The sequence below is a fragment of the Mycobacterium sp. IDUB_17 genome (assembly GCF_055419465.1).
Genome location: NZ_JBVAXS010000001.1, coordinates 328,842 through 354,302, shown reverse-complemented (window position 1 = coordinate 354,302; position 25,461 = coordinate 328,842). Strand labels below are relative to the sequence as shown.

The window sequence follows — 25,461 nt, the reverse complement described above, 5'->3', positions numbered from 1 at the left end:
TCAGGCGGTCCCCGGCACCAGCCAGCGACCGGAGAACGCGCGCCAGCCGACGAAGATCAGACGCAGCACCATGAACGTGCTCAGGCCAGACCAGATGCCGAACAGCCCCCAGCCGTAGATCAACGACAACCAGATCAGCGGCAGGAAGCCGACCAGCGCACTGGTCAGCGTGGCGTTCCGCATGAACTTCGCGTCGCCCGCACCCAGGAGCACGCCGTCAAGCGCGAAAACAACACCGGCCACGGGCAATTGGGCCACCATGAACCACCACGGGACCCCGATGGCAGCCAACACCGTTTCATCGTCGGTGAACACCGACGGCAGCACCGACGATCCGACGGCGAACACCACGGCCAGCACCACCCCGGCCAGGGCGGAGAACAGTGTCACCCGCCAGGCCACGCTCTTGGCATGCGCGAGCTGACCGGCACCCAGCGCCGCACCCACGAGCGATTGCGCGGCAATCGCGAGCGAATCCAGTACCAGTGCAAGGAAACTCCACACCTGCAGGACCACCTGATGCGCCGCAACGGAGGCGGCACCGAATCGCGCTGCCACCGCCCCGGCGGACAGGAAGCAGGCTTGGAACGCCATCGATCGCATCAGCAGGTCGCGGCCCATGGTCAACTGGGCCCGCAGCACCGTGGGTTGGACCCGCAGCGCTACCTTCTCGATCACCAAGGCACGTAGAAAGAGCAGCGCCGCCACCCACTGGCCCACCAGGTTCGCCACCGCGGAACCGGGCAGCCCCAGGCGGGGCAGGCCCAGCCAGCCGTAGACCAGCAGCGGGCACAACACCGCCGACACCGCAAACCCGAACACCACGTAGTGCAGCGGGCGGGCAGTGTCCTGCACCCCGCGCATCCAGCCGTTTCCGGCCAGCGATACCAGGATTGCCGGGGCGGCCAGGATGGCGATCCGCAGCCATGGCAACGCGGCGTCCGCGATGTCGGAATGTCCGGCGATCGCCGTGAGTAGCGGCACCGCCGCAGCTTGCACCACCGCGATGATGAGCAGCCCCAGCCCGAGCGCCAGCCAGGTGGCCTGCACGCCTTCGCCTACGGCCGACCTTCGGTCACCTGCTCCGAACAGCCGGGCCGAGCGCGACGTGGTGCCGTAGGACAAGAACGTCCCCTGGGAATTGACCAGGCCGAGGACCAGGCCGCCGATGGCCAGCCCGGCGAGGCTGAGCGCACCGAGACGGCCGACGATCGCAATGTCGAACAGCAGATAGATGGGCTCGGCCGCCAGGACACCCAGCGCCGGAAGCGCCAGACCGGCGATGCGACGGGTGGTGGCCGGCGCGACCGGAATGTCACCTTCCGGCTCAACCATGTGACCAGACGGAGTCAGGCAACATGCCCCCTGACGGAGTCAGGCAAGCGCCCGGGCAAGCGCCTGAACAACATCGTCAGCGGGGCCTGCCGCGGAATAGCCGGCCGCATGGGGATGGCCGCCGCCCCCGAACGAACTGGCAACTGTGGCCAGATTGAGCGACTTCGCCCGCATCGAAACCGACCAGTGTTTCGGCTCGATCTCTTTGAACACGGCGGCGACCTCCGCCTGCTGGGTGGTGCGCACGATGTCGACGATGCTCTCGACTTCCTCGGGCCGGGCGCTGGACCATTCGTCATGCGACACAACGGCATACACGAGCCCGCGGCCACCGACAGCCTCCGGCAGCAGCCGCGCCGAGGCCAGCACGCGCGACAGCATCGGCAGCCACGCAAACGGGTGGGTGTCGAGCAGTGCGCGGCTGATCGAGGCGTTGTCCACTCCGAGTTCGACCAGCCGGGCCGCCAACCGGTGCGCCCGGGCAGTGGCCCAGCGGAACGAACCGGTGTCGGTGGTCAGTCCGGCGTACAGGCAGTGCGCCACCCGTTTGTCGATGGGCTTGTCCCAGGCATCGAGGAGTTCGGCCACCAGCATCGTGGTGGAGTCCGCCGTCGGATCGACGTAGTTGGCGGTGCCGAACAGCTGATTGGACGCGTGGTGGTCGATGACCAACACCTCGCGACCGTTCTCGGCCAGTTCACGCAGTGCGCCGAGTCGGTTGACACTCGGAATATCCACTGTGACAACCAGATCCGCGTCATTCCGGATGAGATCAGGAGCGACCATCAGATGCCCGCCCGGCAGGGTCTGCAGGGACTCGGGCAGCTGATCGGGAGCCGCGAAGGCTACCTCGACCTGCTTACCCGCGTCATCGAGTACCTGCGCGAGCGCCAGCCCGGCGCCGATGGTGTCGGCATCGGGATAGACGTGGCACACGACACTGACGCTCGCCGCATCCGACAGGAGGTCGGCTGCCGCACGCGCGTCGACACGCAGACCGGAAAGGCCCCCGTTGGGAGCCTCCGAATGAGCAGTATCAGTCATCCGTTCGATCGCGGTCACCGGCATCCTCTGTGTCTGCCCCGTCGGCAAGCCCGTCCATGTCCTCCGCCCCGCTCACACGGTACGGGTCTTCATCACCGGCGTGCTTGGCGCCCTCTCGAACTCTCGCCAAATCCTCGTCGGCAGCCCGCGCCCGGGCCAGCAGCTCCTCCATCCGGTGCGCCGAATCGGGCACGGTGTCGCGGACGAACGCCAGGGTCGGGGTGAATCGCACCCCGGTCCCGGCGCCCACCTTGGTCCGCAACACACCCTTGGCACTCTCCAGCGCCGCCGCCACACCGGCATAATCCGGTTCCTCATCGAGACTGGTCCCGATGACGGTGTAGTACAGCGTGGCGTCGTGCAGATCACCGGTCATCTTGGCATCGGTGATCGTCACGCCGTTCAGCCGCGGATCCTTGATCTCGTACTCGATCGCCGAGGCGACGATGGTGGAGATCCGTTTGGCGAGCCGCTTGGCCCGTGCGGGATCAGCCATCGGTTATGTACGCACCTTCTCGACGAGTTCGTACGTCTCGACGACGTCGCCTTCCTTGATGTCGTTGTAGGTCAGCGTCAGACCGCACTCGTAACCTTCGCGGACCTCGGTGGCATCGTCCTTCTCCCGCTTGAGCGAGGACACCGTGAGGTTCTGCGCGACCACCATGTTGTCACGCAGCAGCCGGGCCTTGGCGTTGCGGCGCATGATGCCCGAGGTGACCAGGCAGCCGGCGATGTTGCCGACCTTGGACGACCGGAAGATCGCCCGGATCTCGGCGCGGCCGAGCTCCTTCTCCTCGTACACCGGCTTGAGCATGCCCTTGAGGGCCTTCTCGATCTCGTCGATCGCCTGGTAGATCACCGAGTAGTACCGGATCTCCACACCCTCGCGGTTGGCCAGCTCGGTCGCCTTGCCTTCGGCACGGACGTTGAACCCGATGATGATCGCGTCCGAGGCCGATGCCAGGTTGACGTTGGTCTCGGTGACGCCACCGACACCGCGGTCGATGACCCGCAGCTCCACTTCGTCGTCGATCTCGATGCCCATCAAGGCTTCCTCGAGGGCTTCGACCGTACCGGCGTTGTCGCCCTTGAGGATCAGGTTCAGCTGGCTGGTTTCCTTCAGTGCCGAATCCAGGTCTTCCAGGCTGATCCGCTTACGGCTGCGTGCGGCCAGGGCATTGCGCTTGCGCGCACTGCGCCGGTCGGCGATCTGGCGGGCGATGCGGTCCTCGTCGACAACCAGGAAGTTGTCACCGGCACCCGGCACCGACGTGAAGCCGATGACCTGGACCGGACGCGAGGGCAGCGCCTCTTCGACGTCGTCGCCGTGCTCGTCGACCATGCGGCGGACGCGGCCATAGGCATCGCCGGCCACCACCGAGTCGCCGACACGCAGGGTGCCGCGCTGGATGAGCACCGTGGCCACCGGACCGCGACCGCGGTCCAGGTGCGCCTCGATCGCCACACCCTGGGCCTCCATGTCCGGGTTGGCCCGCAGGTCCAGGGATGCGTCGGCGGTCAGGACGACCGCCTCCAGCAGCGCCTCGATGTTGGTGCCCTGCTTGGCGGAGATGTCGACGAACATGGTCTCGCCGCCGTACTCCTCGGCCACCAGGTTGTACTCGGTGAGCTGAGCCCGGATCTTGGCCGGGTCGGCGCCTTCCTTGTCGATCTTGTTGACCGCCACCACGATCGGCACATCAGCGGCCTGCGCGTGGTTGATGGCCTCCACCGTCTGCGGCATGACGCCGTCGTCGGCCGCGACCACGAGGATCGCGATGTCGGTCGCCTTGGCACCACGGGCACGCATGGCGGTGAACGCCTCGTGACCCGGGGTGTCGATGAAGGTGATCGGCCGGACGTTGCCGTCCAGATCGACCTCGACCTGGTAGGCGCCGATGTGCTGGGTGATGCCGCCGGCCTCGCCCTCGCGGACAGTGGCGTTGCGGATCGTGTCCAGCAGTCGGGTCTTGCCGTGGTCGACGTGACCCATGACGGTGACCACGGGCGGGCGGAACTCGAGGTCCTCCTCGTCACCCTCGTCCTCGCCGTAGGTGAGATCGAAGGACTGCAGGAGTTCGCGGTCCTCGTCCTCGGGCGAGACGACCTGCACCTTGAAGTTCATCTCGCTGCCGAGCAGCTCCAGGGTGTCGTCGCCGACCGACTGGGTCGCCGTGACCATCTCACCGAGGTTGAACAGCGCCTGGACCAGTGCGGCCGGGTTGGCGTCGATCTTCTCGGCGAAGTCGCTCAGCGATGCGCCGCGGGCCAGCCGGATGGTCTCGCCGTTGCCCTTGGGCAACCGCACGCCACCGACGACCGGCGCCTGCATGTTCTCGTATTCGGCGCGTTTCGCCCGCTTCGACTTACGGCCACGCTTGGGGGCACCGCCGGGACGACCGAACGCACCGGCCGCGCCACCGCGCTGGCCGGGACGGCCACCGCCGCCACCACCACCGGGGCGACCGCGGAAACCACCGGCAGCCGCTCCGCCTGCGCCGGCACCGCCGCCGGCGCCACCGCCGCGGTAGTTACCGCCGCCGCCGGCACCACCGGGACGAGCACCCTGACCGGCACCGCCGGGACGGGGGCCACCGCCGGGACGCGGGCCGGGGCGTGGGCCACCACGACCCGGAGCACCGGCGCCTGCCGGTCGCGGCGGCATGTTGCCGGGCGACGGACGCGGGCCGCCGCCGGGACGCGGGGCACCGGGCCGCGGCTGCGGACGCGGGATGGGCCGCTCGACAGGCTGCTGCGAGGAGAACGGGTTGTTGCCGACGCGCGGAGCGCGCGGGGCAGGCTTCGGGGCGCCTGAAGCCGGGCCCGGACGCGGGCCGGGTGTGGCTCCGGGAGTGGGCCGCGGACCGGGCGTAGCACCCGGAGCCGGTGCTGCCGGGGCGCTGGGCGCCGCGGCGGCAGGTGCACTCGGTGCAGCCGGGGGCTGCGGAGCGGCGGGCTTGGGTGCTGCGGGCCGGGCCGGGGTGACCGGCGCGGCCTCAGCGGCCGGAGCCTGGGGTTCGACCGCCGGAGCCGCGGGCGCGGCGGGCTTGGCCGGAGCCGGCTTGGCCGCCGTCGCCGGGCTGGGAGCACCGGGCTTGGGTGCCGCGGGCGCGGCTCCGCCCTGCGGACGGGGCTTGTCTTCGGGCTTCTTACCGCCGGCCTTTGCGCCGAACGATTCGCGCAGCCGACGCGCGACCGGCGCCTCCACGGTGGAGGACGCCGACTTGACGAACTCGCCTTGCTCCTTGAGCTTGGCTAAGAGGTCCTTACTGGTGACACCGAGTTCCTTTGCCAACTCGTGTACACGGGCCTTACCTGCTGCCACTACATCTCCTCGTCTGGAGGCAACAGCGGTGGTAGGCGCCGCGCCTCGGGTTTAGCTATGACGCATGGTCATCGGGACTTCACGGTGTGCTCATGTTCTTCGCTACCTGTTCTGTTGCCGGGGCGTCGAACCCGTCGAGATCTCCTCGACGTACTCGATCACCGCGGATGTATCCGGTGAACCGGTGAGTCGCAACGCTCGGACGAAGGCTCGCCGCTTCACTGCTACCTGCAGGCACTGCTGGTCGGGATGCAGCCACGCACCACGTCCTGGCAGGCTTGCCGCGGTATCAACGGTTACGGAACGCGTCCCATTCCCGTCGGTTACCGCGACCACTCGGAGCAACTCGGCGGCCAACTCTCGCTTCCGGCATCCGATGCAGGTCCGCACTGGTCCGACAGAGGTGTCGGAGGTGCTTCGATGCGTCAGAGCCGGAGTCTCGCGCTGGATCACGGCTGAGTCTACCGCCCCGAGGGCTGTGGTCCGAAACGCCGGTCACTACTGTCAATCGTGTACCGCCCCCGGCCGGACGTCATGGTCTGGCTGCGGCGCCGCATCGCTGCGGATATCGATCCGCCAACCGGTGAGGCGGGCCGCCAACCTGGCGTTTTGCCCTTCCTTGCCGATCGCCAGGGAAAGCTGGAAGTCCGGGACGATCACCCGCGCCGCCCTCGCGGCCTCGTCGATCACCGACACGGACACCACCTTGGCAGGCGACAGGGCGTTGGCGACGAAACGCGCGGGGTCCTCGTCGTAGTCGATGATGTCGATCTTCTCGCCAGACAATTCGCTCATCACATTGCGCACCCGCTGGCCCATCGGGCCGATGCACGCCCCCTTGGCGTTCAGCCCGGGCACCCGCGAGGCCACCGCGATCTTGGACCGGTGCCCGGCCTCGCGGGCCACCGCGACGATCTCCACGGACCCGTCGGCGATCTCGGGCACTTCCAGGGAGAACAGCTTGCGAACCAGGTTCGGATGAGTGCGGGACAGCGTGATCAACGGCTCACGCGCCCCCCGGGTGACGCCGACGACGTAGCAACGCAGCCGGTCGCCATGTTCGTAGCGCTCCCCCGGCACCTGCTCGGCGCTGGGGATCACCCCTTCGGACCCCTTGGTCTCGCTGCCCATCCGTACGACGACCAGTCCGCGGGCATTGGCCCGGGCATCGCGCTGGATCACCCCGGCGACGATGTCGCCCTCGTGCGCCGCGAACTCCCCGTAGGTCTTCTCGTTCTCCGCATCGCGCAACCGCTGCAAGATCACCTGCCGGGCGGTGGTCGCCGCGATCCTGCCGAATCCCTCTGGCGTGTCATCCCATTCATGCAGGACGTTGCCGTCGGCATCGGTCTGACGGGCCATCACCTTGACCACACCGGTCTTGCGATCGATGTCGATGCGCGCGTCGGGCTCATGCCCTTCGGTGTGTCGATACGCGGTGAGCAATGCCGATTTGATGGTCTCGACGACCACGTCGACGGTGATGCCCTTGTCCGCTTCGATGGCATGCAGCGCCGCCATGTCGATGTTCATTCCCCGGCCCCCTTTCCGGTTTCTCCCGACAGTTCCAGTTCACGTCGGTTTGGAGGTGAAAACTCCACTTGCACAACAGCTTTGGCGATATCAGTAAGAGCGAGCTCGCGGACGGTCAGATCCCGCCCTTCTGGCACCACGACTTTCAGCACTGTGCCGTCGGTTTCCCCGAGCCTGCCGGTGAATACCGTGCCGTCGGCCAGAGTCAACTCAGCCTTGCGCCCACGGGCGCGCCGGAAATGCTTTGCCTGCGTCAGCGGCCGGTCCACACCCGGCGAGGTGACGTCGAGCACATACGGCGTGTCGCCCTGCGCGAGCTGGTCGAGCAGCTCCGCGGCCGTCCGCGACAGCGCAGCCAGGGAATCGAGATCGAGGCCATCGTCGCCGTCGGCGATCACGGTGATGCGGGCTGGACGAGCCGATGCGTCGACCACGACATCGTCGATTTCGTAACCGGCGCGCGCGAACTCGCCACCTAGTAGCTCGATCACCTGCGTCTGCGACGGCAAATCCGCAGACCGCAACTTTGGATCCGGTGCCACGGCGAGCTCCTCATCTTGAATTGTCTCCGACACAAATCCCAGGGCCAGCCACCTGGATCGGCCCTGGAATCGCCTATTCACGATACGCCAGGCGCGCCGCAGCAACCGCCAATCGAAATCTGGTGCGTGGCGAATGTGGTCGCACCGGCGCCGGCCGACCGCTCGGCGCCGCGTCAGGCCGGTTCCCGAGCAATGGCAGGATGTTCACGTGCCGAGCGCCCATGCAGACATCAGCCGGCGGCGCGTACTGCTCTCGGCCGCGGCCCTTGCCCTGCTGGGCGCCACCGCCGCCGCCTGCGGTACGACGACGCCTCAGCCCGAAGTGGACGACCTGACCGAGCAGTGGGACCGCGCGCGTGCCGACAGTGCGCTGGCTGCCGATGTGGCAGCCGCCCAGTCTCCGCAGGCAGCGGTGACCCGGGCCCTGAACGCCGTGGCGAATGACCGCACCGCGCATGCCAAGGCGTTGTCCGACGAGTTGATCAGGATGACGGGCGCCGCCCCCACGAGCACCGCTGCCGGCACCACCGGCAGCACGGCCAAGGCCAGCCCGAGTACCGGGGGCGATACGTCCGCACCCGGGGTCGACGACGTCCTCAACGCGCTCAAGGAGTCCGCGGACAGCGCCGCGGGCCTGGCTCGCGCGCTCTCCGGTTACCGCGCCGGCCTACTCGGATCCATCGCCGCCTCGTGTACGGCCGCCTACACCGTCGCGCTGGGAGGTGCACAGTGACCTCACCCGGACCACGATCGACCACTTCGCCCAGCCGTCCGACCACCGCCGCCGATGCCGCCCTCTTCGATGCCGTCGCCGTCGAGCACGGGGCCATCTACGGCTACGGGCTGGTATCGGCCCATTCGACGGCCGAGGACAACGCCCTGGTGGCCACGGCGATGGCCGAACACCGGGCACGTCGCGAATCGGCCATGGTCATGCTCGAAGCCCGCTCGGTCACCCCGCCGCTGCCCGCGGCCGGCTATCAGTTGCCCGCACCGGTGAACGATCCGACCGATGCCGCCAACCTCGCGATACGCATGGAGGAGGACTCCTCGGTGGCCTGGCGGGCGCTGCTCGAACAGGCCGCCAGCACCGAGGACCGCACTTTCGCGCTGGCAGCGCTGTCGCAGACGGCCGTCACCGCCGCCAGGTGGCGCGCGATCGTGAACGCCTGGCCGGTGACGGTCGCCTTCCCCGGCGGGGGCGAATAACCCTCGCAGGCGATCTCCGGATCCCCTTTGATTGCACCCGGTAATTGATCCCGCGGTGCCCATTGCAACGTCCGCTCGCCGAGCGAAAGGTAGAGGTCGGACCGGTGGCGCCACCGGGGCGCCGCCCCGAACAAAGGGGGTGGATCGTGTACGCACGCTCTACCACTGTCCAGGCGCAACCCGAGTCGATCGATGCCGGTATCGCGCATGTTCGCGACGAGGTCATGCCCGCGCTGCAGGCGATGGACGGCTGCGTCGGAATCTCGTTGTTGGTCGATCGCGAATCCGGCCGGTGCATTGCCACCAGCGCGTGGGAGACCGAAGATGCGATGCACGCGAGCGCCGAGCGGGCAGCACCGCTGAGGGAAGGGGCGGTGGAAGCATTCGGGGGCACCGCAACCGTCGAAGAGTGGGAGATCGCCGTCCTGCACCGCGACCATCGCACCCACGAGGGCGCGTGTGTCCGGGCGACATGGGCCAAGCTGGAGCCGGGCCAGATCGACGGAGGCATCGAGCACTACAAGGCCTCCGTGCTGCCCGCGATGGAGGACCTCGACGGGTTCTGCAGCGCCAGCCTGATGGTCGACCGCGCATCCGGGCGGGGCGTGTCGTCGGCGTCGTTCGACAGCCGCGAAGCGATGGAACGCAGCAAGGAGCAGGCCAGCGCGCTGAAGACTTCGTCGATCCGCGAAGTCGGCGCCGAGGAACTGAACGAATGCGAGTTCGAGTTGGCCCTCGCCCACCTGCGGGTGCCCGAGTTGGCGTGAGCCCGAGCGTTCCGGTGCGCTGACCGGCTGTCAGCGCACCGGCATCGTCATTACCTCCGAGCCGTCACGCTCAGCCGGCGGTGAGTACCGCCGAGATCTCGGCTGCCGCATCATCCACGGCGATCTCGCGGTTCTCGCCGGTGAACCGGTTACGCAGCTCCACCACACCATCGGAGAAACCGCGGCCGACGACCACGATCCACGGCATGCCCAGCAGTTCGGCATCTTTGAACTTCACGCCGGGTGAGGCCTTGCGATCGTCGAACAACACCTCGTGGCCGAGCCGGTCCAGGGCGGCGACGAGCTCGGTCGCTCCGGTCCGGGCGACGTCGTCCTTGTTCGCCACGACCACGTGCACATCAAATGGTGCGACGGCGCTCGGCCAGCGCAGGCCCAGATCGTCGTGCTGCTGCTCGGCGATCACCGCGACCATGCGGGACACGCCGATGCCGTACGAACCCATCGTGAGGCGCACCGGCTTGCCGTCCTCGCCGAGCACGTCGGCGGTGAAGGCATCGGCGTACTTGCGGCCCAGCTGGAAGATGTGACCGATCTCGATGCCGCGCGCCGAACTCAGCACGCCGGCGCCATCGGGTGACGGGTCGCCGTCGCGGACCTCGGCGGCCTCGATCGTGCCGTCGGGAGTGAAGTCACGACCGGCGACCAGGCCGACCACGTGCTTGTTGGGCGCATCGGCGCCGGTGATCCACGCCGTGCCGTCCACCACGCGCGGATCGACAAGGTAGCGAACCTCGTTGTCCAACAACGCCTTCGGTCCGACGTAACCCTTGACCAGGAACGGGTTCCTGGCGAAGTCGGCGTCGTCGAGCAAAGCAAACTCGGCCGGTTCCAGCGCAGCGCCCAAGCGCTTCTCGTCGACCTCACGGTCGCCGGGCACGCCGACCGCCAGCAGCTCCCAATCGCCGCCGGGCTCGCGGGTCTTGAGCAGGACGTTCTTCAGGGTGTCGGCGGCGGTGACCTCGCGACCCGAGAACTGGGCCAGGTCAGCCGAATTGGCCCAGTCGACCAGCGTCGCGATGGTCGGGGTGTCCGGGGTGTCGTGCACCTGCGCCGCGGGCTGCCCGTCGATGGGCAGTGGCTCCGGCGCCCGGGTGATCACCGCTTCGACGTTGGCGGCGTACCCGGAGTCCAGGCAGCGCACAAAGGTGTCCTCGCCGACCTCGCTCTCGGCCAGGAACTCCTCCGAGGCGCTGCCGCCCATCGCACCCGAGACCGCCGACACGATCACGTAGCGCACGCCCAGGCGTCCGAAGATCTTCTGGTACGCCTCGCGGTGGGCGTGGTAGGCGTTCTTGAGGCCGTCGTCGTCCACGTCGAACGAGTACGAGTCCTTCATAACGAACTCGCGGCCCCGCAGGATGCCTGCGCGCGGTCGCGCCTCGTCGCGGTATTTGGTCTGGACCTGGTACAGGATCGCCGGGAAGTCCTTGTAGGAGGAGTACTCCCCCTTGACGGTCAGCGTGAAGATCTCCTCGTGCGTCGGCCCGAGCAGATAGTCGTTGCCCCGCCGGTCCTGCAGCCGGAACAGGGTGTCGCCGTATTCGGTCCACCTGTTGGTGGTCTCGTACGGGCCACGCGGCAGCAGTGCGGGCAGCAGGATCTCCTGGCCGCCGATCGCGTTCATCTCTTCCCGCACGATGTTCTCGATCCGGCGAAGGACCCGCAGGCCCAGCGGCAGCCAGCTGTAGATGCCGGGGCCGACCGGACGGACATAGCCGGCCCGGATCAGCAGCTTGTGGCTGGGGACTTCGGCATCAGCGGGGTCGTCACGCAGGGTTCGCAGGAACAGCTCGGACATGCGGGTGATCACAGGCGACAACCTTAAGGCGTGTCGTCAGTCACGGCCCTGCCAGGTACAGATGCAGACCTCATTGCCCTCCGCGTCGGCCAGTACCCAGAAGGCCGGTGCGCGGCGGTCGCTGAGCAAGCGGCCGCCGGCCGCCAGGGCCGCGGCGACGCGAGCCTGCGCCGCCTCGTGCGTGACGTCGATGTCGAGGTGGATCCGATTTCTCTGCGGCCGAGGCGCATCCATCTGCTGAAACCAGATCGCCGGGCCGCGGCCGAAGGGATCGACGAGCCCGGCGTTCAGATCCGAGGAGCCTGGCTCGGCCGAGGGTTCATCGATATAGCCCGTGACCGCCTTCCAGAACGGGCGAACCGCACCGATGTCGAGGGCGTCGATGGCGACCTCGACCGCCTGGATCGCTCCGGTTCCGGCGGTCAGCTCGAAACCGTGTACGGCGAGGGTCTGGGACACCGCGCGAGCCAGTTCCAGGTCCCGCTCGGTCACCGCACCTGCATCACGCGTGCGCAGGCGCAGCATTGCCCGATCGGATCGGATGTCGATGGAAAGGTGTCGCGGCGCATCCGCGCCGGCCGCGTGCACCGCGCGAGTGGCCGCGGCCGCCGCGTCGGCCATCGACGGCACCAGCACCTCGGTGTAGATGGCTCCCAGCACCAGACGCCAGCCCAGCGGGCCGACGGCCTCGGAGATCTCCCGGCGGTTCATCGGCATCGACCTGGCAAGCCGTCAGTCGAGCTCGAGCTCTCCGGAATCGATGGCGTCCTTCACCTCTTGGGCTTGGGCCACCTGTTCGGAGGTGTAGCCGATGAACAACGCCGCAATGCCGACCAGAACCGCGACCGCGGCCACCCACAGCAGCCCGTACGTGTAACCCGCGTCCAGTGCGGCCAGTTGCGGGCCGTCCATGTTCTTGACCGGTCCGGTGATCCCACCCAGATAAAGGGTGCGCGAGGTGATGACGGCCTGGATGATGGCCAGCACCAGCGGGCCGCCCAGGCTCTGCAGCATCAGCGCGATGGCCGAGGCCGGGCCGATCTGATCGAAGCCGACACCGGCGATGGCCGACAGAGTCAGCGGCACCACGATCATCCCGATGCCGATACCGCCGATGGTGATGGGCAGCACCAGGTTCGGAAAGTACGGGATGCCGGCATGCAACGTCGACCCGTAGAGCATGGCGCCGAGCACCAGGATGCCGCCGGCGATGACCACGATGCGCGGCTGGAAGAACCGCACGATCTGCGAGGACGCCCCGAGGCCGATTCCCATACCGATCACGAACGGGATGAAGCCGATACCGGCGCGCAGGGCGCTGTAGCCCAGGATGTCCTGCACGTACAGGCCGATCAGCACGGTGAGGGTGAACAGCACACCGCCGGCCAGGAAGACGGCCGCGAACGTGGCGACCCGGTTGCGCTCGTGGAACAGGTCGAACGGCACCACCGGGTTCTCGGCGCTGCGTTCGGCGATCAGAAACGCGATACCGAAGACCGCCGCGGCTCCCCCGGAGGCCAGGGTGATCGGCGCCAACCAGCCACTCTCGGGTCCCTGGGTGAAGGCGAACACCGCGGCCGTGCAGGCCAGGGTCGCCAGCAGGGCGCCGGCGGCGTCGAGCTTCATCCGCTCACGGTTGGTCTCGCGCAGTGCGGTGCGGGCCAGATAGAGCATCATCAGCCCGATCGGGACGTTGACCAGGAAGGCCCACCGCCACGACACCTCGGTCAGGGCACCGCCGACGACCAGACCCATCACAGAACCGATCGCGGTCATGGCGCCGAACACGGCGGTGGCCGCGTTGCGGGCCGGCCCCTTCGGGAACGTGGTGGCGATGAGCGCGAGCCCCGTGGGCGAGGCGATCGCCGCGCCGACACCCTGCAGCAGTCGCGCGATCACCAGCGTCGCTTCGTTCCAGGCGATACCGCACAGGATCGAGGCGATGGTGAACAACGCGACACCGACGATGAAGGTGCGCTTGCGGCCGATGGTGTCGCCGAGCCGTCCACCGAGCAGCATCAGCCCGCCGAAGGTCAGCACATAGGCCGTGATGACCCAGCTACGTCCAGCGTCGGACAGGCCGAGCTCGTCCTGGATCTTGGGCAGCGCGACGATCGCGACCGTGCTGTCCATCGTGGCCAGCAGCTGCATGCCGCCGATCGCGATGACCGCGGAAAGGAAGCCCCAGGACGGGAACCAGGACGGGAGCCGGGCCGCAAGACCCTCGCGCTCGGCGTCGTTGAGAGCCGTCATAACGGGTCACCTTACCGGAATCTTAAGAATCCTTTAACCGCCGAAGGCAGCCACAGGTCCGATCACGATGATCGCCGGAGGTCGAATGCCGTCCGCACGAATCCTCTCGGGCGCGTCGCCGAGCGTGGCCCGCAGGGTGCGCTGGGCGACAGTGGTGCCGTGCTGCACCACCAGGACCGGCGTATCCGCAGGTCGGCCGCCATCCAAGAGCGCCTTGGTGAACAGCTCGATGCGTTCGACGGCCATCAGCAGCACGATCGTGCCGGTCATCGCCGCCAGCGCATCCCAATTCACTAACGATTCGGGGTGGCCGGGCGCAACATGACCGCTTACGACCACGAACTCGTGGGTCATGCCTCGGTGGGTGACCGGAACCCCGGCCAATGCGGGTACCGATATGGCACTTGTCACACCCGGAACCACGGTGACCGGGATGCCGGCCTCGGTGCACGCGAGGACCTCTTCGTAGCCGCGGGCGAAGACGAACGGATCGCCTCCCTTGAGACGGACGACGAACTTTCCGGCACGGGCCCGGTCCACCAGAACCTGGTTGATCGCCTCCTGCGCCATCGCCCGCCCGTAGGGGATCTTGGCCGCGTCGATCACCTCGACATGGGGCCCGAGTTCGGCCAGCAACTCCTGGGGGGCCAACCGGTCGGCGACCACGACGTCTGCGCGGGCCAGCAGGCGCCGTCCCCGCACGGTGATCAGCTCTGGATCACCCGGACCGCCGCCGACGAGGGCCACCCCCGTGGGCGCCTCCCCCGGCTCCCCACCGGAGTCCGCGGCGAGTAGGCCACGCTGCAGGGCTTCGTGGATGGCGGTGCGGATGGCTGCCGAACGGCGGTGCTCGCCGCCGGCGAGGACGCCCACCGAGAGGCCGTCGGAGTCGAATGTCGCCGGGGTCACCGCGGATCCGTCGCGGGCGACATCGGCGCGAACGCAGAAGATGCGCCGCTCATCGGCTTCGGCGGCGATGGCGGCGTTGACCTCGGAGTCGTCGGTGGCCGCGAGCACATACCAGGCACCGTCGAGATCCCCGGCGCGGAAGTCGCGCAGCTGCAGGGTGATCCCCGGTTCGTCGTGCGACAGCGCCTCCACCGCGGGGCTGGCCGCCCGCGCGATCACGTGTACGTCGGCGCCGTGGGCGATCAGCAGGGGCAGCCGACGTTGCGCGACGGTTCCGCCGCCGACAACGACGACCTTCTTGCCCGACAGGCGCAGGCCGACGAGGTAGGCATTCTCTGAAGTCACATTCCTCCTCGCGTGCGGATCACCCGCCGAGCTTAGAGGTTGCTGCTGTGGTCACGAAGCGGGTGATGGCCTCGGGGTGTGCCGCGGGGTGGGTATGCAGGTACCCCGCGTGCACGCCGCGCTGCACCGCGCCGTCCCGCCGAGCCGCCTGCCCGGGGCCGGCAAAGGCCCAGGCCGGTGGCAGATCGTCGCCGAATTCCACTGCGGTCCGGTGGAATTCATGACCGGTGACGCGATCGCCTGCCGCATGCATGCAGGAATCGGCTACCGCGACCGCGTCGCGGTAGCCCAGCGTGAGGCGCTCGGTGAACCGTGCCGAACCGGCCAGCACACCGCACATCGGTGCCCCGTCGAGATCATCGACCAGATAGGTCAGGCCGGCGCACTCGGCGTGCACGGGGGCACCGCGGGTGGCCAGGTCCCTGATCTGCTGGCGGACAAGATCGTTGGCCGACAGTTCGGTGGTGAACTGTTCGGGGAACCCGCCGGGCAGCACCAGCGCGTCGGCGCCGGCGGGCAGGGGTTCGGACAGCGGGTCGAACTCGGCGACGTGTGCGCCCGCCCCGCGCAAAAGCTCGGCGTGCTCGGCATAGCTGAAGCTGAACGCCTTACCCGCGGCCAGCGCCACCGTGACATTGGTCACCGATTCAGCCACCGGACTCCACGGCTCGGCGGTCACGTGGGCAGCCGAGGCGGCGACGATGGTCGACAGGTCGACGTGGCGGCCCACCAGGGCGGTCATCGCAGCCACCGCGTCGCGCGCCTGCCGGCCGTGCTCGACGGCGGTGATGAGACCGAGATGCCTTGACGGGACGGATAGTTCATCGGCTCGCGGAATGGCACCGAGCACCGTCACGCCGGCATGTTCACAGGCCTGGCGCAACACCGCCTCGTGCCGGTCGGAGCCCACCCGGTTGAGGATCACCCCGGCGATCCGCACGGCCGGGTCGAAGGTGACGAAGCCGTGCAGCAGCGCGGCGATGCTGTGGCTCTGCCCGCGGGCGTCGACCACCAGCACCACCGGGGCCCCCAACAGACCTGCGACCTGGGCCGCCGAACCCCGCGGGATGCCGGTCATCTGCCCCTCGATACGACCGTCGAACAGGCCCATGACGCCCTCGACGACCGCGATGTCGGCACCGGCACACCCATGCCGGTAGAGCGGGCCGATCAATCCCTCGCCGACGAGCACCGGGTCCAGGTTGCGACCCGGACGGCCGGCGGCCAGGGCGTGGTAGCCGGGGTCGATGAAGTCCGGGCCGACCTTGAACGGCGCCACCGAGTGACCCGCCTGGCGCAGCGCACCGACCAAACCCGTTGCCACCGTGGTCTTCCCACTGCCCGATGCCGGTGCGGCGATCACCACCGCCGGGGTGGTCACCAGCGCACCGCGCTCACCACTCGATGCCCTTCTGGCCCTTACGGCCGGCATCCATCGGATGCTTGATCTTGGTCATCTCCGTCACCAGATCCGCGGCATCGATCAGCGCCTGCGGAGCGTCTCGACCGGTGATCACCACGTGCTGGGTGCCCGGACGCGTGCGGAGCACCTCGACTACTTCGTCAACGGCAACCCAGCCCCACTTGAGCGGATAGGTGAACTCGTCGAGTACGTAGAAGTCGTGGCGCTCTTCGGCCAGGCGGCGTTTGATCTCGTCCCAGCCGTCGGCGGCCGCCGCCGCGTGGTCGACGTCGCTGCCGTGCTTGCGCGTCCAGGACCAACCCGAGCCCATCTTGTGCCACTCCACCGGCCCGCCGGCACCGTGCTCATCGTGCAGCCGGCCGAGTTGACCGAATACGGCCTCCTCCCCGACCTTCCACTTCGCGCTCTTGACGAACTGGAACACCGCCACCGAGAAGCCCTGGTTCCACGCCCGCAGCGCCATCCCGAAGGCCGCGGTCGACTTTCCCTTCCCCGGCCCGGTGTGCACCGCGAGCAGCGGCGCATTGCGGCGGGCCTTGGTGGTCAGGCCGTCGTCGGGAACGGTCAGCGGCTGTCCCTGTGGCATGGTCGGGTCCTTCCTGCGCAGAGTCTCGGGCCGGCTAGGCGGCGGTCTGGTGCTGCACGAGCCGGGTCAGTTCGGCCGCACGCAACTGCTCGAGCCGTACCGCAGGTGATCCCAGCTGTTCGGCCAGTTGCCCGGCCAATCCGAGTCGCACGAACGATGTTTCACAATCGACCACCACGGCGGCGGCACCCTCGGCCACCAACGCGGCCGCCGCTTGCCTGGTACGGCCCAACGGATCGGGGCCCCCGGTGGCGCGGCCGTCGGTGAGCACCACCACCAGGCTGCGCCGGGCGCGGTCACGGGCTTTCTCCCGGACGACGAGATCGCGGGCGGCCAGCAGGCCCTGTGCCAGCGGGGTCTTGCCCCCGGTGTCGAACCGGGCCAGCCGGCGGCTCGCGATGTGCACCGACGTCGTGGGCGGGAGCAGCACGCGGGCATCCTGCTGCCGGAACGTGATCACCGCGACCTTGTCCCGACGCTGGTAGGCATCACGCAGCAGCGACATCGTTGCTCCGGTGACGGCTGACATCCGATCGCGGGCGGCCATGGACCCGGAGGCATCGACGACGAAGATCACCAGATTGCCTTCGCGGCCTTCACGTACCGCGCGCCGGATGTCTTCGGGGCGGGGTCGCGGCAGGCCCGCCCCCTGTTGGCGGCCCGCGGTGGCGAGCAGGGTGGCGAACATGTGCAGCCCGTGCCCACTGCCGGGTTCGGCGGTGGCCGCGATCGGCGTGCCGGTGCGGTTGCGGGCCCGCGAACGGCGACCGGGGGCACCTTCGCCGACCCCGGGCACCACCAGCGCCCTGGTCCGGAACACCGCCGACGGCGGGGCACTCGGACGGGTGGCTGATTTCGAATTACCCTGCGGCGCGGCACTTTCGGAACCCGCATCGGCCCCACCCCCGGGCGGGTCGAAGTCGGGGTCGAAGTCCGGATCAGACGGCTCGGCGTCGTGACCCGACTGCTCGGCGGACTCCCCCGCCTGCTGCATGGCTTCTTCAAGTCGCTCGGGATCCAGGCCCGGATCGTCGAACGGATCGCGGCGGCGCCGGTGCGGCAGTGCCAGCTCGGCAGCCACCCGGATGTCCTCTTCGGCAACCGTGGTGGCGCCGCGCCAGGCGGCATGGGCGACGGCGGTGCGCGCGACCACCAGATCAGCGCGCATCCCGTCGACGTCGAATGCCGCGCACAGGGCGGCGATACGGCGCAGTTCGGCGTCGGGCAGTACCACCGAGCCGATCGCGGCCCGGGCCGCGATAATCCGATCGGCCAACTCGGCGTCGGCAGCCGCATGACGATCGACGAACGCCCGCGGGTCGGCCTCGAACGCCATCCTGGCCCGGATCACCTCGACACGTACGTCGACGTCACGCGAGGCGGCCACGTCCACGGTGAGCCCGAATCGGTCCAGCAACTGCGGACGCAACTCGCCTTCCTCGGGATTCATGGTGCCGATCAGAACGAAGCGGGACTCGTGCGAGTGCGAAATCCCTTCGCGCTCAACATGTACGCGACCCATCGCAGCGGCATCGAGCAGCACGTCGACCAGATGGTCGTGCAGCAGGTTGACCTCGTCGACGTAGAGCACGCCGCCGTGGGCGCGGGCCAGCAGGCCGGGCGAGAAGGCATGCTCGCCGTCACGGAGCACCTTCTGCAGGTCCAGTGAACCGACCACCCGGTCCTCGGTGGCACCGATCGGCAGTTCGACCAGGCGGGCGTCGTCGTCGACCGCGGACAGCACCGCGGCCAGGCCGCGTACCGCCGTGGATTTCGCCGTCCCCTTCTCGCCGCGGATCAGCACCCCGCCGATCTCCGGATGGACTGCGCACAGCAGCAAGGCCAGGCGTAGCCGGTCCTGCCCCACCAGAGCGCTGAACGGATACGTGTGGGTCTCCACCGTCATCTCAGGGCCGCCATCAGGAAGATTCGCTCTCTCGTCACATCGGCTCCTCGCGCAAGCGCTCGTCGGGTCGGGCCCCGGGACGCACCATCGGCACATGCGGGATTCCGTCATCAAGGAATTCGTCGCCGTCGCGGACGAATCCGTGCCGACCGTACATGTCGACCAGGTAGGTCTGGGCATTGATGTGGCACGGGTAGTCGCCGACCTCGGCCAGTGCCGCCTGCATGAGCCGGGTGGTGTGCCCACTGCCCCGAGCACTGCGTTTGGTGCACACCCGGCCGATCCGGAACGCCTTCTCCCCGCCGGGATGCTCTTCCATCAGCCGCAACGTCGAAATGACTTCTCCGGCGGGGCTTTCCAACCAGAAGTGACGGGTCTCGGCAAGCAGATCCCGGCCGTCGAGCTCAGGGTAGGGAGTCGCCTGCTCCACCACGAACACCTCGACACGGAGCTTGAGCAGCTCGTAAAGCGTTGGCACGTCGAGGTCTTTGGCCCAACTGCGGCGTAATGCGACCGTCATCCGCCCGCTCCGGTCACGCGGTCACAGGATCGTCCAGCTTGAGCGCCTTGGTACCCCACGCCCAGACTTCGTCGAACAGGCCAGGTTCGTTCGACAGCTTGGTACCGAGTGACGGGACCATCTCCTTGAGCTTGGGCAACCAGCTCTGGTAGCGATCGGTGAAGCAGCGCTCCAGCACGTCGAGCATGGCCGGCACCGCGGTGGACGCGCCGGGCGAGGCGCCCAGCAGACCGGCGATGCTGCCGTCGGCCGCCGTGAGCACGGTGGTACCGAATTCAAGCACACCGCCCGCGCCCTTGCGCCGGATGACCTGCACACGCTGCCCGGCAATGTCCAGCTCCCAGTCGGAATCGACTGCGCTGGGCGCGAATTCACGCAGGGTGTCAACTCGCGCGGCCTCACTCAGCAGCAGCTGGCCGACCAGGTAGTTGACCAGCCCCATCTCCGTGAGTCCGACACCGAGCATGGACATGATGTTGTTGGGCTTGACCGACAACGGCAGGTCGGTGAACTTGCCCTGCTTGAGGAACTTCGGCGTCCAGCCGGCGAACGGACCGAACAGCAGCCACGACTTGCCGTTGATCACGCGGGTGTCCAGGTGCGGCACCGACATCGGCGGGGCCCCCAGCGGCGGCAGTCCGTACACCTTGGCCTGGTGGCCCGCGGTCAGCACCTGGTTGTTGGTCCGCAGGAACGCGCCGCCGACCGGGAAACCGCCGAAGCCCTTGGCCTCCGGGATGCCCGACTTCTGCAGCAACGGCAGTGCACCGCCGCCGGCGCCGACGAACACGAACTTGGCATTGAACTTGCGCTTGAGGCCGGTGCGCCGGTTGGTCACCTTGAGCGTCCAGGTTCCGTCCGACTCCTTGCGCAGGTTGCGCACCTCGTGGCCGAACAGGGTGTCCATTCCGCGCTGCGCGGTGAAACCGATCAGCTGGCGCGACAACGCACCGAAGTCGACGTCGGTGCCGTTCTGCGACCAGTTCAGACCGACCGGATCGGAGAAATCACGCTTGGCGGCCATGAAGGGCAGCCGGCGGGCGAATTCGTCCTTGTCGTCGATGAATTCCATCGTGGCGAACAGCGGATTGGCGACGAGCGCCTCGTGACGGCGCTTGAGGTAATCGACGTTGCCCGCGCCGTGCACGAAACTGACGTGCGGGATCGGGTTGAGGAAGCCGCGTACGTCGGGCAGCACGCCGTTCTCGGCGGCGTAGGCCCAGAACTGCCGTGACACCTGGAACTGCTCGTTGACGTTGATGGCCTTGGTGGTGTCGATGGAGCCATCGGAGCGCTCGGGGGTGTAGTTCAGCTCACACAGCGCCGAATGCCCGGTGCCTGCGTTGTTCCACGGATCGCTGCTCTCCGCAGCGGCACCGTCGAGCCGCTCGATCATGGTGATGGACCAGTCCGGCTCCAGCAGCCGGATCAGCGCGCCAAGGGTTGCGCTCATGATGCCGGCCCCAACCAGCACGACGTCTGTCTTCACGGTCGTACCCACGTTTGCCTCAGACACCCTGATCGCTCGTCCTTTGTATTGCGCGGCCCGTCGACGTCGACGGCTTTCTGTGATTCCAAGGTTATCGCGCGACGAATCCCGGTTGGCCAGGCATGGTAGTGCTATCCGTCACCCGCCGCCCGTCGATGAGCAGCCGAACCAGTCGGACGCGCTGGTTCTCGCCTCCGATCTGGTTGCTGGCCGACCCAGGCGATTCCCGGCGGCCGGCCACCCAAGCCGCGCCCGGGCCACCTCGTCGACCAAGATCGAGACACCGTCCCGGGCGAACAGCAGCGGTGAGAAGTGGCTGGTGGTCGCGGGGCGGCATCGACCCGCAACCGTCGCGGACCGGCGTTGGACACCGGCCTGCTCATCGATCCTCTCGGCCCACCCCGACAACCGGAGACTGCGTCCACTTATTTACCGGAGGGTATTTACCGGAGGCAGTCTCCGGCTTCTGTCCGCAGCATGTGCACTCCCGGCCTCGTCACGGCGCTGATTTTCGGGGCGCGGTTAGGGTGGAACCGTGACGTCACGGGAGCCCGCCTGGGAGCCGGATGTATTGCCGGGGTTCTGGCAACAGACCATCGACGCAGGACCCGATCCCGACGGCGAAGGCGACCTGGTCGCCACGCTGGTACGCCGGGGTCCGGGCGCGGCGGCACCAGACGGGCAGGGCGGGTCTGGCCACGCCGTACTGGCATTGCACGGCTACACCGACTACTTCTTCCACACCGAACTCGCCGATCGATTCGCCGATCGCGGCTTCTCGTTCTACGCGTTGGACCTGCCCAAGTGCGGACGCTCCCGCCACGGCGGCCAGACCCCGCACTTCACCACCGATCTGGCGCGCTACGACACCGAACTCGAGCGGGCCCTGGCGGTCATCGCCGCCGACACCGTCAACGCCACGGTGTGCCTGTACGGGCATTCGGCGGGCGGACTGATCCTGACGTTGTTCGCCGACCGGCTGCGCCGAAGCGGCCGATTGGCCACCCATCACGTCGGTGGACTGGTCCTCAACAGCCCGTTCTTCGATCTGCACGGACCGGCGATCCTGCGCACCGCGCCCACGTCGGCCGCCCTGATCGCGCTGGCCCGGCTGCGCAAGCTGTCGGTGATCCGAAAACCCACCGAAGGCGGTTACGGCACCACATTGCACCGCGAGTACGGCGGCGAGTTCGACTACAACCTGGACTGGAAACCGTTGGGGGGCTTCCCCGTCACCCTCGGGTGGATCAACGCGATCCGCCGCGGACAGGCCCGCCTGCACCGCGGCCTGGACGTCGGCGTCCCGAATCTGATCCTGCGTTCGGACCGCAGCGTCACCGAATCCTCCGATCCGGCAGCGATGCAGCGCGGCGATGCCGTGCTCGACGTCCGTCAGATCGCGCGGTGGTCGGGTTGCGTGGGTAACCACACCACGGTGGCTCCGATCACCGACGCCAAGCACGACGTCTTCCTGTCAGTGGCCGACGCCCGCGCGGATGCCTACCGCGAGCTCGACCGTTGGCTGGACTACTACCTGAGCCTGCAAACCCGGCCGAGCACAACACCTTCCGGATAGGGAGCGCACATGGAGCATTACGACCTCACGATCATCGGCACCGGCTCGGGCAACAGCATTCTCGACGAGCGCTACGCCGGCAAGAAAGTCGCGATCTGCGAGCAGGGCACGTTCGGCGGCACCTGCCTGAACGTCGGCTGCATCCCGACCAAGATGTTCGTCTACGCCGCCGACGTGGCGGACACGATCCGTGCCAGCGCCAACTACGGCATCGATTCCCACATCGACAAGGTGCGCTGGCCCGACATCGTCGCGCGGGTCTTCGGCCGGATCGACCCGATCGCCGCCGGCGGCGAGGACTACCGCCGCAACGACCAGCACATCACGGTGTACGCCAGCCACACCCGGTTCGGACCCAAGACCGCCGACGGTCGCTACACGCTGCGCACCGAGGCCGGTGACGAATTCAGCAGCGATCAGGTGGTGATCGCTGCCGGATCCCGCGCCTACGTCCCGCCGGCCATCCTGGATTGCGGCGTCACGTACTACACCAGCGACGACATCATGCGTATCCCCGAACTGCCCGAACACCTGGTGATCGTCGGCGGCGGGTTCGTCGCTGCCGAGTTCGCCCATGTGTTCTCGGCGTTGGGCGTGCGGGTCACCATCGTGGTGCGTGGTGACTGTCTGCTCAGCCATTGCGACGAGACGATCTGCCGGCAGTTCACCGCGCTGGCCGCCGAGAAGTGGGACCTACGGACCCATGAGAACGTGATCGGGTCACACCACGAGGGCGACCAGATCGTTCTGGACCTCGACGACGGCAAGACGCTGCCCGCCGACATGCTGCTGGTGGCCACCGGCCGGGTCCCCAACGGGGATCTGCTCGACGCCGAGCTCGCCGGGGTGGAGGTCGACGAGGACGGTCTGGTCATCGTCGACGAATACCAACGCACCACGGCGCGTGGCGTTTTCGCCCTCGGCGACGTGTCCTCGGAGTATCAGCTCAAGCATGTGGCCAACCACGAGTCACGGGTGGTCAAGGAGAACCTCCTGCACGACTGGGACGACACCGACGCGATGATGCGCAGCGATCACCGCTTCGTGCCGTCGGCCGTGTTCACCGAACCGCAGATCGCCATGGTCGGGTTGACCGAGGAGCAGGCCCGCGACGAGGGCTACGACTTCGTCACCAAGATCCAGGCCTACGGCGACACCGCCTACGGCTGGGCGATGGAGGACACCACCGGCATCGTCAAGCTGATCGGCGATCGCGACACCGGCAGGATTCTCGGCGCCCACATCATGGGCTACCAGGCCTCCTCGATCATCCAGCCGTTGATCCAGGCGATGAGCTTCGGGCAGACCGCCGAAGAAGTTGCCCGCGGCCAGTACTGGATCCACCCGGCACTGGCCGAGGTGATCGAGAACGCGCTATTGGGCCTGACCGACTAGGCCCGCGCGGCCCACCGCTCCTCGATCCGGCCGAACCGCCAGATCCCCAGGGCCACAATCCAGCTCAATACAAAAAGCCCGACGATCGCGAATCCGACGAACTCCAGGTCCGCCGAACCGATGAATGCCAGCGGACCCGTGGTGATGCCCAGTCGCTCGACCAGCAGGCCGGCGAGGACGATGACGCCGATCACCAGCGCCACGATGACCGACAACACGGTGACCGTCAGGTTGTAATAGACCTTCCGGACCGGCTGCAGGAATGCCCAGCCGTAGGCCCGCGACATGAAGATTCCGTCCACGGTGTCGAACAGACTCATCCCCGCCGCGAAGAGCACCGGGAGCACGAGGATGGCGTACCAGGGCAACGTGAAGGCTGCCGCACCCGCGGCCAGCACCAGCAGTGCCACCTGCGTGGCGGTGTCGAAGCCCAGGCCCATCAGAAAGCCGACCGGGTACAGGTGCCACGGCTGGCTCACCCGCCGCATGAACCGGCCGAGCAGACGTGCCAGGAAGCCCCGCTGTTGAAGTTGACGTTCGAGCTCGGCCTCGTCGAACTGTCCACCACGCATGGCGCGGAAGATCTTGGCGATCCCGACGACGGCGAACAGATTCGTCAGGCCGATCAGAATGAGGAACGTCCCGGCCACCACCGACCCGATCAGCCCGAGGGTCTCCAACATCGGCGAATCCTCATTCTGCACCGGCCCGGCCAGCGCATGAACTCCGAACGCCAGCAGCAGGGCCAGCCCGAACACCACGCTGGAATGCCCCAGCGAGAACCAGAATCCCGCCGAGAGCGATCGCGTGCCCTCACCGACGAGTTTGCGGGTGGTGTTGTCGATGACGGCGATGTGGTCGGCGTCGAAGGCGTGCCGCACGCCCAACAGGTAGGCGGTGACACCGAGTCCGACCCCGAACACCCCGGCCGATCCCAGCGTGATGTGTTGCGGCGCAACCCCGAAAATCAGCACGCCCCAACCGAATACGTGCAACAGCAACACGACCGCGGCGACCATCGCGATCGAAGTCCAATCGGCGCGGTCGAATGGCTGCGGCTTCGTCGTAGTCACGTCGGGAACCGCGCCGGTGGTCATTTATCGAGCCTAAGACTGCGCCATATATCTGTCCAGATGAACAGATGAACACGGTTTCAGCCGTGCCGCGCTCCGATCCAGTGCAGCAGGTCATGCACCGTCTCATCGTCGAGGCGGTAATTCACGGTGCGGCCGACCCGGGTTGAGGTGACCCAGCCCTGATCCCGAAGTACCCGCAACGCCTGGGACACCGCGTTCTCCGAACGGCCCAGGGCCGTGGCCAGATCGCTGACACAGATACCCGGCGCCCGGTGCAGACCGAGCAGGATCTCCAGCCGGTGCGGGTCGGACAGCAGATCGAAGCGCTGCGCCCACCCCGAGGTGTCGACATCGGCCAGGGCCGATGACGCGCGCTCGACCTGGACCTCTTTACCGTGCTGGTCCACGG

23 protein-coding genes are annotated in these 25,461 nt (G+C 68.0%); 5 read left to right on the top strand and 18 right to left on the bottom strand.

What is annotated here, in order from left to right; all coding sequences use genetic code 11:
* The 7 genes from ACZYZ7_RS01735 to rimP form a co-directional block, all read right to left on the bottom strand.
* The gene (locus ACZYZ7_RS01735) at nucleotides 1-1,335 is read right to left on the bottom strand and encodes an MATE family efflux transporter (protein WP_450068873.1); all 1,335 of its coding nucleotides are present in this window, start codon (nucleotides 1,333-1,335) and stop codon (nucleotides 1-3) included.
* Between the two features lie 39 nt (nucleotides 1,336-1,374).
* A complete protein-coding gene (locus ACZYZ7_RS01730) occupies nucleotides 1,375-2,379 on the bottom strand; it encodes a DHH family phosphoesterase (RefSeq protein WP_450068872.1) in 1,005 nt (334 codons plus the stop codon).
* Nucleotides 2,372-2,875: a 30S ribosome-binding factor RbfA gene (gene rbfA, locus ACZYZ7_RS01725; RefSeq protein WP_450068871.1), complete on the bottom strand. Its 504-nt coding sequence runs from the start codon at nucleotides 2,873-2,875 to the stop codon at nucleotides 2,372-2,374. The genes ACZYZ7_RS01730 and rbfA overlap by 8 nt, the downstream gene beginning before the upstream one ends.
* A gap of 3 nt (nucleotides 2,876-2,878) precedes the next feature.
* Nucleotides 2,879-5,704, bottom strand: coding sequence for a translation initiation factor IF-2 (infB, locus tag ACZYZ7_RS01720; protein ID WP_135453741.1), 2,826 nt, complete (start codon nucleotides 5,702-5,704; stop codon nucleotides 2,879-2,881).
* A gap of 102 nt (nucleotides 5,705-5,806) precedes the next feature.
* Nucleotides 5,807-6,040, bottom strand: a complete 234-nt coding sequence (locus tag ACZYZ7_RS01715; protein WP_286175279.1) for a YlxR family protein — start codon at nucleotides 6,038-6,040, stop codon at nucleotides 5,807-5,809.
* A 168-nt stretch (nucleotides 6,041-6,208) separates the two neighbouring features.
* The gene (gene nusA / locus ACZYZ7_RS01710) at nucleotides 6,209-7,237 is read right to left on the bottom strand and encodes a transcription termination factor NusA (RefSeq protein ID WP_090512613.1); all 1,029 of its coding nucleotides are present in this window, start codon (nucleotides 7,235-7,237) and stop codon (nucleotides 6,209-6,211) included.
* Nucleotides 7,234-7,779, bottom strand: a complete 546-nt coding sequence (gene rimP / locus ACZYZ7_RS01705; RefSeq protein WP_135459973.1) for a ribosome maturation factor RimP — start codon at nucleotides 7,777-7,779, stop codon at nucleotides 7,234-7,236. Before rimP ends, nusA begins: the two co-directional genes overlap by 4 nt.
* 208 nt (nucleotides 7,780-7,987) lie before the next feature.
* On the opposite strand from rimP, the gene ACZYZ7_RS01700 reads away from it, so the two are divergent.
* From ACZYZ7_RS01700 to ACZYZ7_RS01690, 3 genes are all read left to right on the top strand, one after another.
* Nucleotides 7,988-8,512 carry a hypothetical protein gene (locus ACZYZ7_RS01700; RefSeq protein ID WP_450068870.1) on the top strand — a complete coding sequence of 175 codons (525 nt, stop codon included), beginning with the start codon at nucleotides 7,988-7,990 and terminating at the stop codon, nucleotides 8,510-8,512.
* The gene (locus tag ACZYZ7_RS01695; RefSeq protein WP_450068869.1) at nucleotides 8,509-8,988 is read left to right on the top strand and encodes a ferritin-like domain-containing protein; all 480 of its coding nucleotides are present in this window, start codon (nucleotides 8,509-8,511) and stop codon (nucleotides 8,986-8,988) included. Before ACZYZ7_RS01700 ends, ACZYZ7_RS01695 begins: the two co-directional genes overlap by 4 nt.
* A gap of 146 nt (nucleotides 8,989-9,134) precedes the next feature.
* A complete protein-coding gene (locus ACZYZ7_RS01690) occupies nucleotides 9,135-9,755 on the top strand; it encodes an antibiotic biosynthesis monooxygenase (protein WP_135453736.1) in 621 nt (206 codons plus the stop codon).
* A gap of 70 nt (nucleotides 9,756-9,825) precedes the next feature.
* Here the strand turns inward: ACZYZ7_RS01690 and ACZYZ7_RS01685 are convergent, their stop codons facing one another.
* Genes ACZYZ7_RS01685 through mqo form a run of 9 tightly spaced genes read right to left on the bottom strand, consistent with a single transcriptional unit; the run spans nucleotide 9,826 to nucleotide 20,969 of the window.
* Nucleotides 9,826-11,586, bottom strand: a complete 1,761-nt coding sequence (locus ACZYZ7_RS01685; RefSeq protein ID WP_463740071.1) for a proline--tRNA ligase — start codon at nucleotides 11,584-11,586, stop codon at nucleotides 9,826-9,828.
* A gap of 24 nt (nucleotides 11,587-11,610) precedes the next feature.
* Entirely contained in the window at nucleotides 11,611-12,285 is a 675-nt protein-coding gene (locus ACZYZ7_RS01680) for a VOC family protein (RefSeq protein ID WP_450068867.1), read from the bottom strand.
* 21 nt (nucleotides 12,286-12,306) lie between these two features.
* Nucleotides 12,307-13,827, bottom strand: a complete 1,521-nt coding sequence (locus ACZYZ7_RS01675) for an MFS transporter (protein WP_135453733.1) — start codon at nucleotides 13,825-13,827, stop codon at nucleotides 12,307-12,309.
* A gap of 33 nt (nucleotides 13,828-13,860) precedes the next feature.
* The gene (gene cobA, locus ACZYZ7_RS01670; protein ID WP_135453732.1) at nucleotides 13,861-15,081 is read right to left on the bottom strand and encodes a uroporphyrinogen-III C-methyltransferase; all 1,221 of its coding nucleotides are present in this window, start codon (nucleotides 15,079-15,081) and stop codon (nucleotides 13,861-13,863) included.
* A gap of 19 nt (nucleotides 15,082-15,100) precedes the next feature.
* Nucleotides 15,101-16,462, bottom strand: a complete 1,362-nt coding sequence (locus tag ACZYZ7_RS01665; RefSeq protein ID WP_450068866.1) for a cobyrinate a,c-diamide synthase — start codon at nucleotides 16,460-16,462, stop codon at nucleotides 15,101-15,103.
* Nucleotides 16,463-16,475: 13 nt separating this feature from the next.
* Nucleotides 16,476-17,090 carry a cob(I)yrinic acid a,c-diamide adenosyltransferase gene (gene cobO, locus ACZYZ7_RS01660; RefSeq protein ID WP_450068865.1) on the bottom strand — a complete coding sequence of 205 codons (615 nt, stop codon included), beginning with the start codon at nucleotides 17,088-17,090 and terminating at the stop codon, nucleotides 16,476-16,478.
* 34 nt (nucleotides 17,091-17,124) lie between these two features.
* Nucleotides 17,125-18,996: a magnesium chelatase subunit D family protein gene (locus tag ACZYZ7_RS01655; RefSeq protein WP_450068864.1), complete on the bottom strand. Its 1,872-nt coding sequence runs from the start codon at nucleotides 18,994-18,996 to the stop codon at nucleotides 17,125-17,127.
* A 34-nt stretch (nucleotides 18,997-19,030) separates the two neighbouring features.
* Complete coding sequence (locus ACZYZ7_RS01650) at nucleotides 19,031-19,516, bottom strand: GNAT family N-acetyltransferase (protein WP_135453729.1); 486 nt, start codon at nucleotides 19,514-19,516, stop codon at nucleotides 19,031-19,033.
* 13 nt (nucleotides 19,517-19,529) lie between these two features.
* Nucleotides 19,530-20,969 (bottom strand): malate dehydrogenase (quinone), encoded by a 1,440-nt coding sequence (gene mqo, locus ACZYZ7_RS01645; protein WP_450069251.1) that lies wholly within the window; start codon nucleotides 20,967-20,969, stop codon nucleotides 19,530-19,532.
* 571 nt (nucleotides 20,970-21,540) lie between these two features.
* Here mqo and ACZYZ7_RS01640 point away from each other — a divergent pair.
* On the top strand, nucleotides 21,541-22,581 hold the full coding sequence (locus ACZYZ7_RS01640; RefSeq protein WP_463740070.1) for an alpha/beta hydrolase: 1,041 nt from the start codon (nucleotides 21,541-21,543) through the stop codon (nucleotides 22,579-22,581).
* A 9-nt stretch (nucleotides 22,582-22,590) separates the two neighbouring features.
* Nucleotides 22,591-23,976, top strand: coding sequence for a mycothione reductase (gene mtr, locus ACZYZ7_RS01635; protein ID WP_450068863.1), 1,386 nt, complete (start codon nucleotides 22,591-22,593; stop codon nucleotides 23,974-23,976).
* On the opposite strand, the gene nicT is transcribed toward mtr, so the two are convergent.
* Together nicT and ACZYZ7_RS01625 are read right to left on the bottom strand one after the other, a co-directional pair.
* A complete protein-coding gene (nicT, locus tag ACZYZ7_RS01630; protein ID WP_450068862.1) occupies nucleotides 23,973-25,073 on the bottom strand; it encodes a Nickel transporter NicT in 1,101 nt (366 codons plus the stop codon). The genes mtr and nicT overlap by 4 nt on opposite strands.
* A 56-nt stretch (nucleotides 25,074-25,129) precedes the next feature.
* A complete protein-coding gene (locus tag ACZYZ7_RS01625; protein WP_450068861.1) occupies nucleotides 25,130-25,459 on the bottom strand; it encodes an ArsR/SmtB family transcription factor in 330 nt (109 codons plus the stop codon).
* Nucleotides 25,460-25,461: the final 2 nt, after the last annotated feature.

Excerpts from the sequence above, each read along its gene's own strand:
- nicT (WP_450068862.1), bottom strand. The coding sequence starts at position 25,073 with ATGACCACCGGCGCGGTTCCCGACGTGACTACGACGAAGCCGCAGCCA.
- nusA (WP_090512613.1), bottom strand. The coding sequence starts at position 7,237 with ATGAACATCGACATGGCGGCGCTGCATGCCATCGAAGCGGACAAGGGC.
- cobO (WP_450068865.1), bottom strand. The coding sequence starts at position 17,090 with ATGCCACAGGGACAGCCGCTGACCGTTCCCGACGACGGCCTGACCACC.
- ACZYZ7_RS01735 (WP_450068873.1), bottom strand. The coding sequence starts at position 1,335 with ATGGTTGAGCCGGAAGGTGACATTCCGGTCGCGCCGGCCACCACCCGT.
- ACZYZ7_RS01650 (WP_135453729.1), bottom strand. The coding sequence starts at position 19,516 with ATGACGGTCGCATTACGCCGCAGTTGGGCCAAAGACCTCGACGTGCCA.
- rbfA (WP_450068871.1), bottom strand. The coding sequence starts at position 2,875 with ATGGCTGATCCCGCACGGGCCAAGCGGCTCGCCAAACGGATCTCCACC.
- mtr (WP_450068863.1), top strand. The coding sequence starts at position 22,591 with ATGGAGCATTACGACCTCACGATCATCGGCACCGGCTCGGGCAACAGC.
- ACZYZ7_RS01675 (WP_135453733.1), bottom strand. The coding sequence starts at position 13,827 with ATGACGGCTCTCAACGACGCCGAGCGCGAGGGTCTTGCGGCCCGGCTC.
- ACZYZ7_RS01655 (WP_450068864.1), bottom strand. The coding sequence starts at position 18,996 with ATGACGGTGGAGACCCACACGTATCCGTTCAGCGCTCTGGTGGGGCAG.
- ACZYZ7_RS01680 (WP_450068867.1), bottom strand. The coding sequence starts at position 12,285 with ATGAACCGCCGGGAGATCTCCGAGGCCGTCGGCCCGCTGGGCTGGCGT.
- ACZYZ7_RS01730 (WP_450068872.1), bottom strand. The coding sequence starts at position 2,379 with ATGACTGATACTGCTCATTCGGAGGCTCCCAACGGGGGCCTTTCCGGT.
- mqo (WP_450069251.1), bottom strand. The coding sequence starts at position 20,969 with ATGAGCGCAACCCTTGGCGCGCTGATCCGGCTGCTGGAGCCGGACTGG.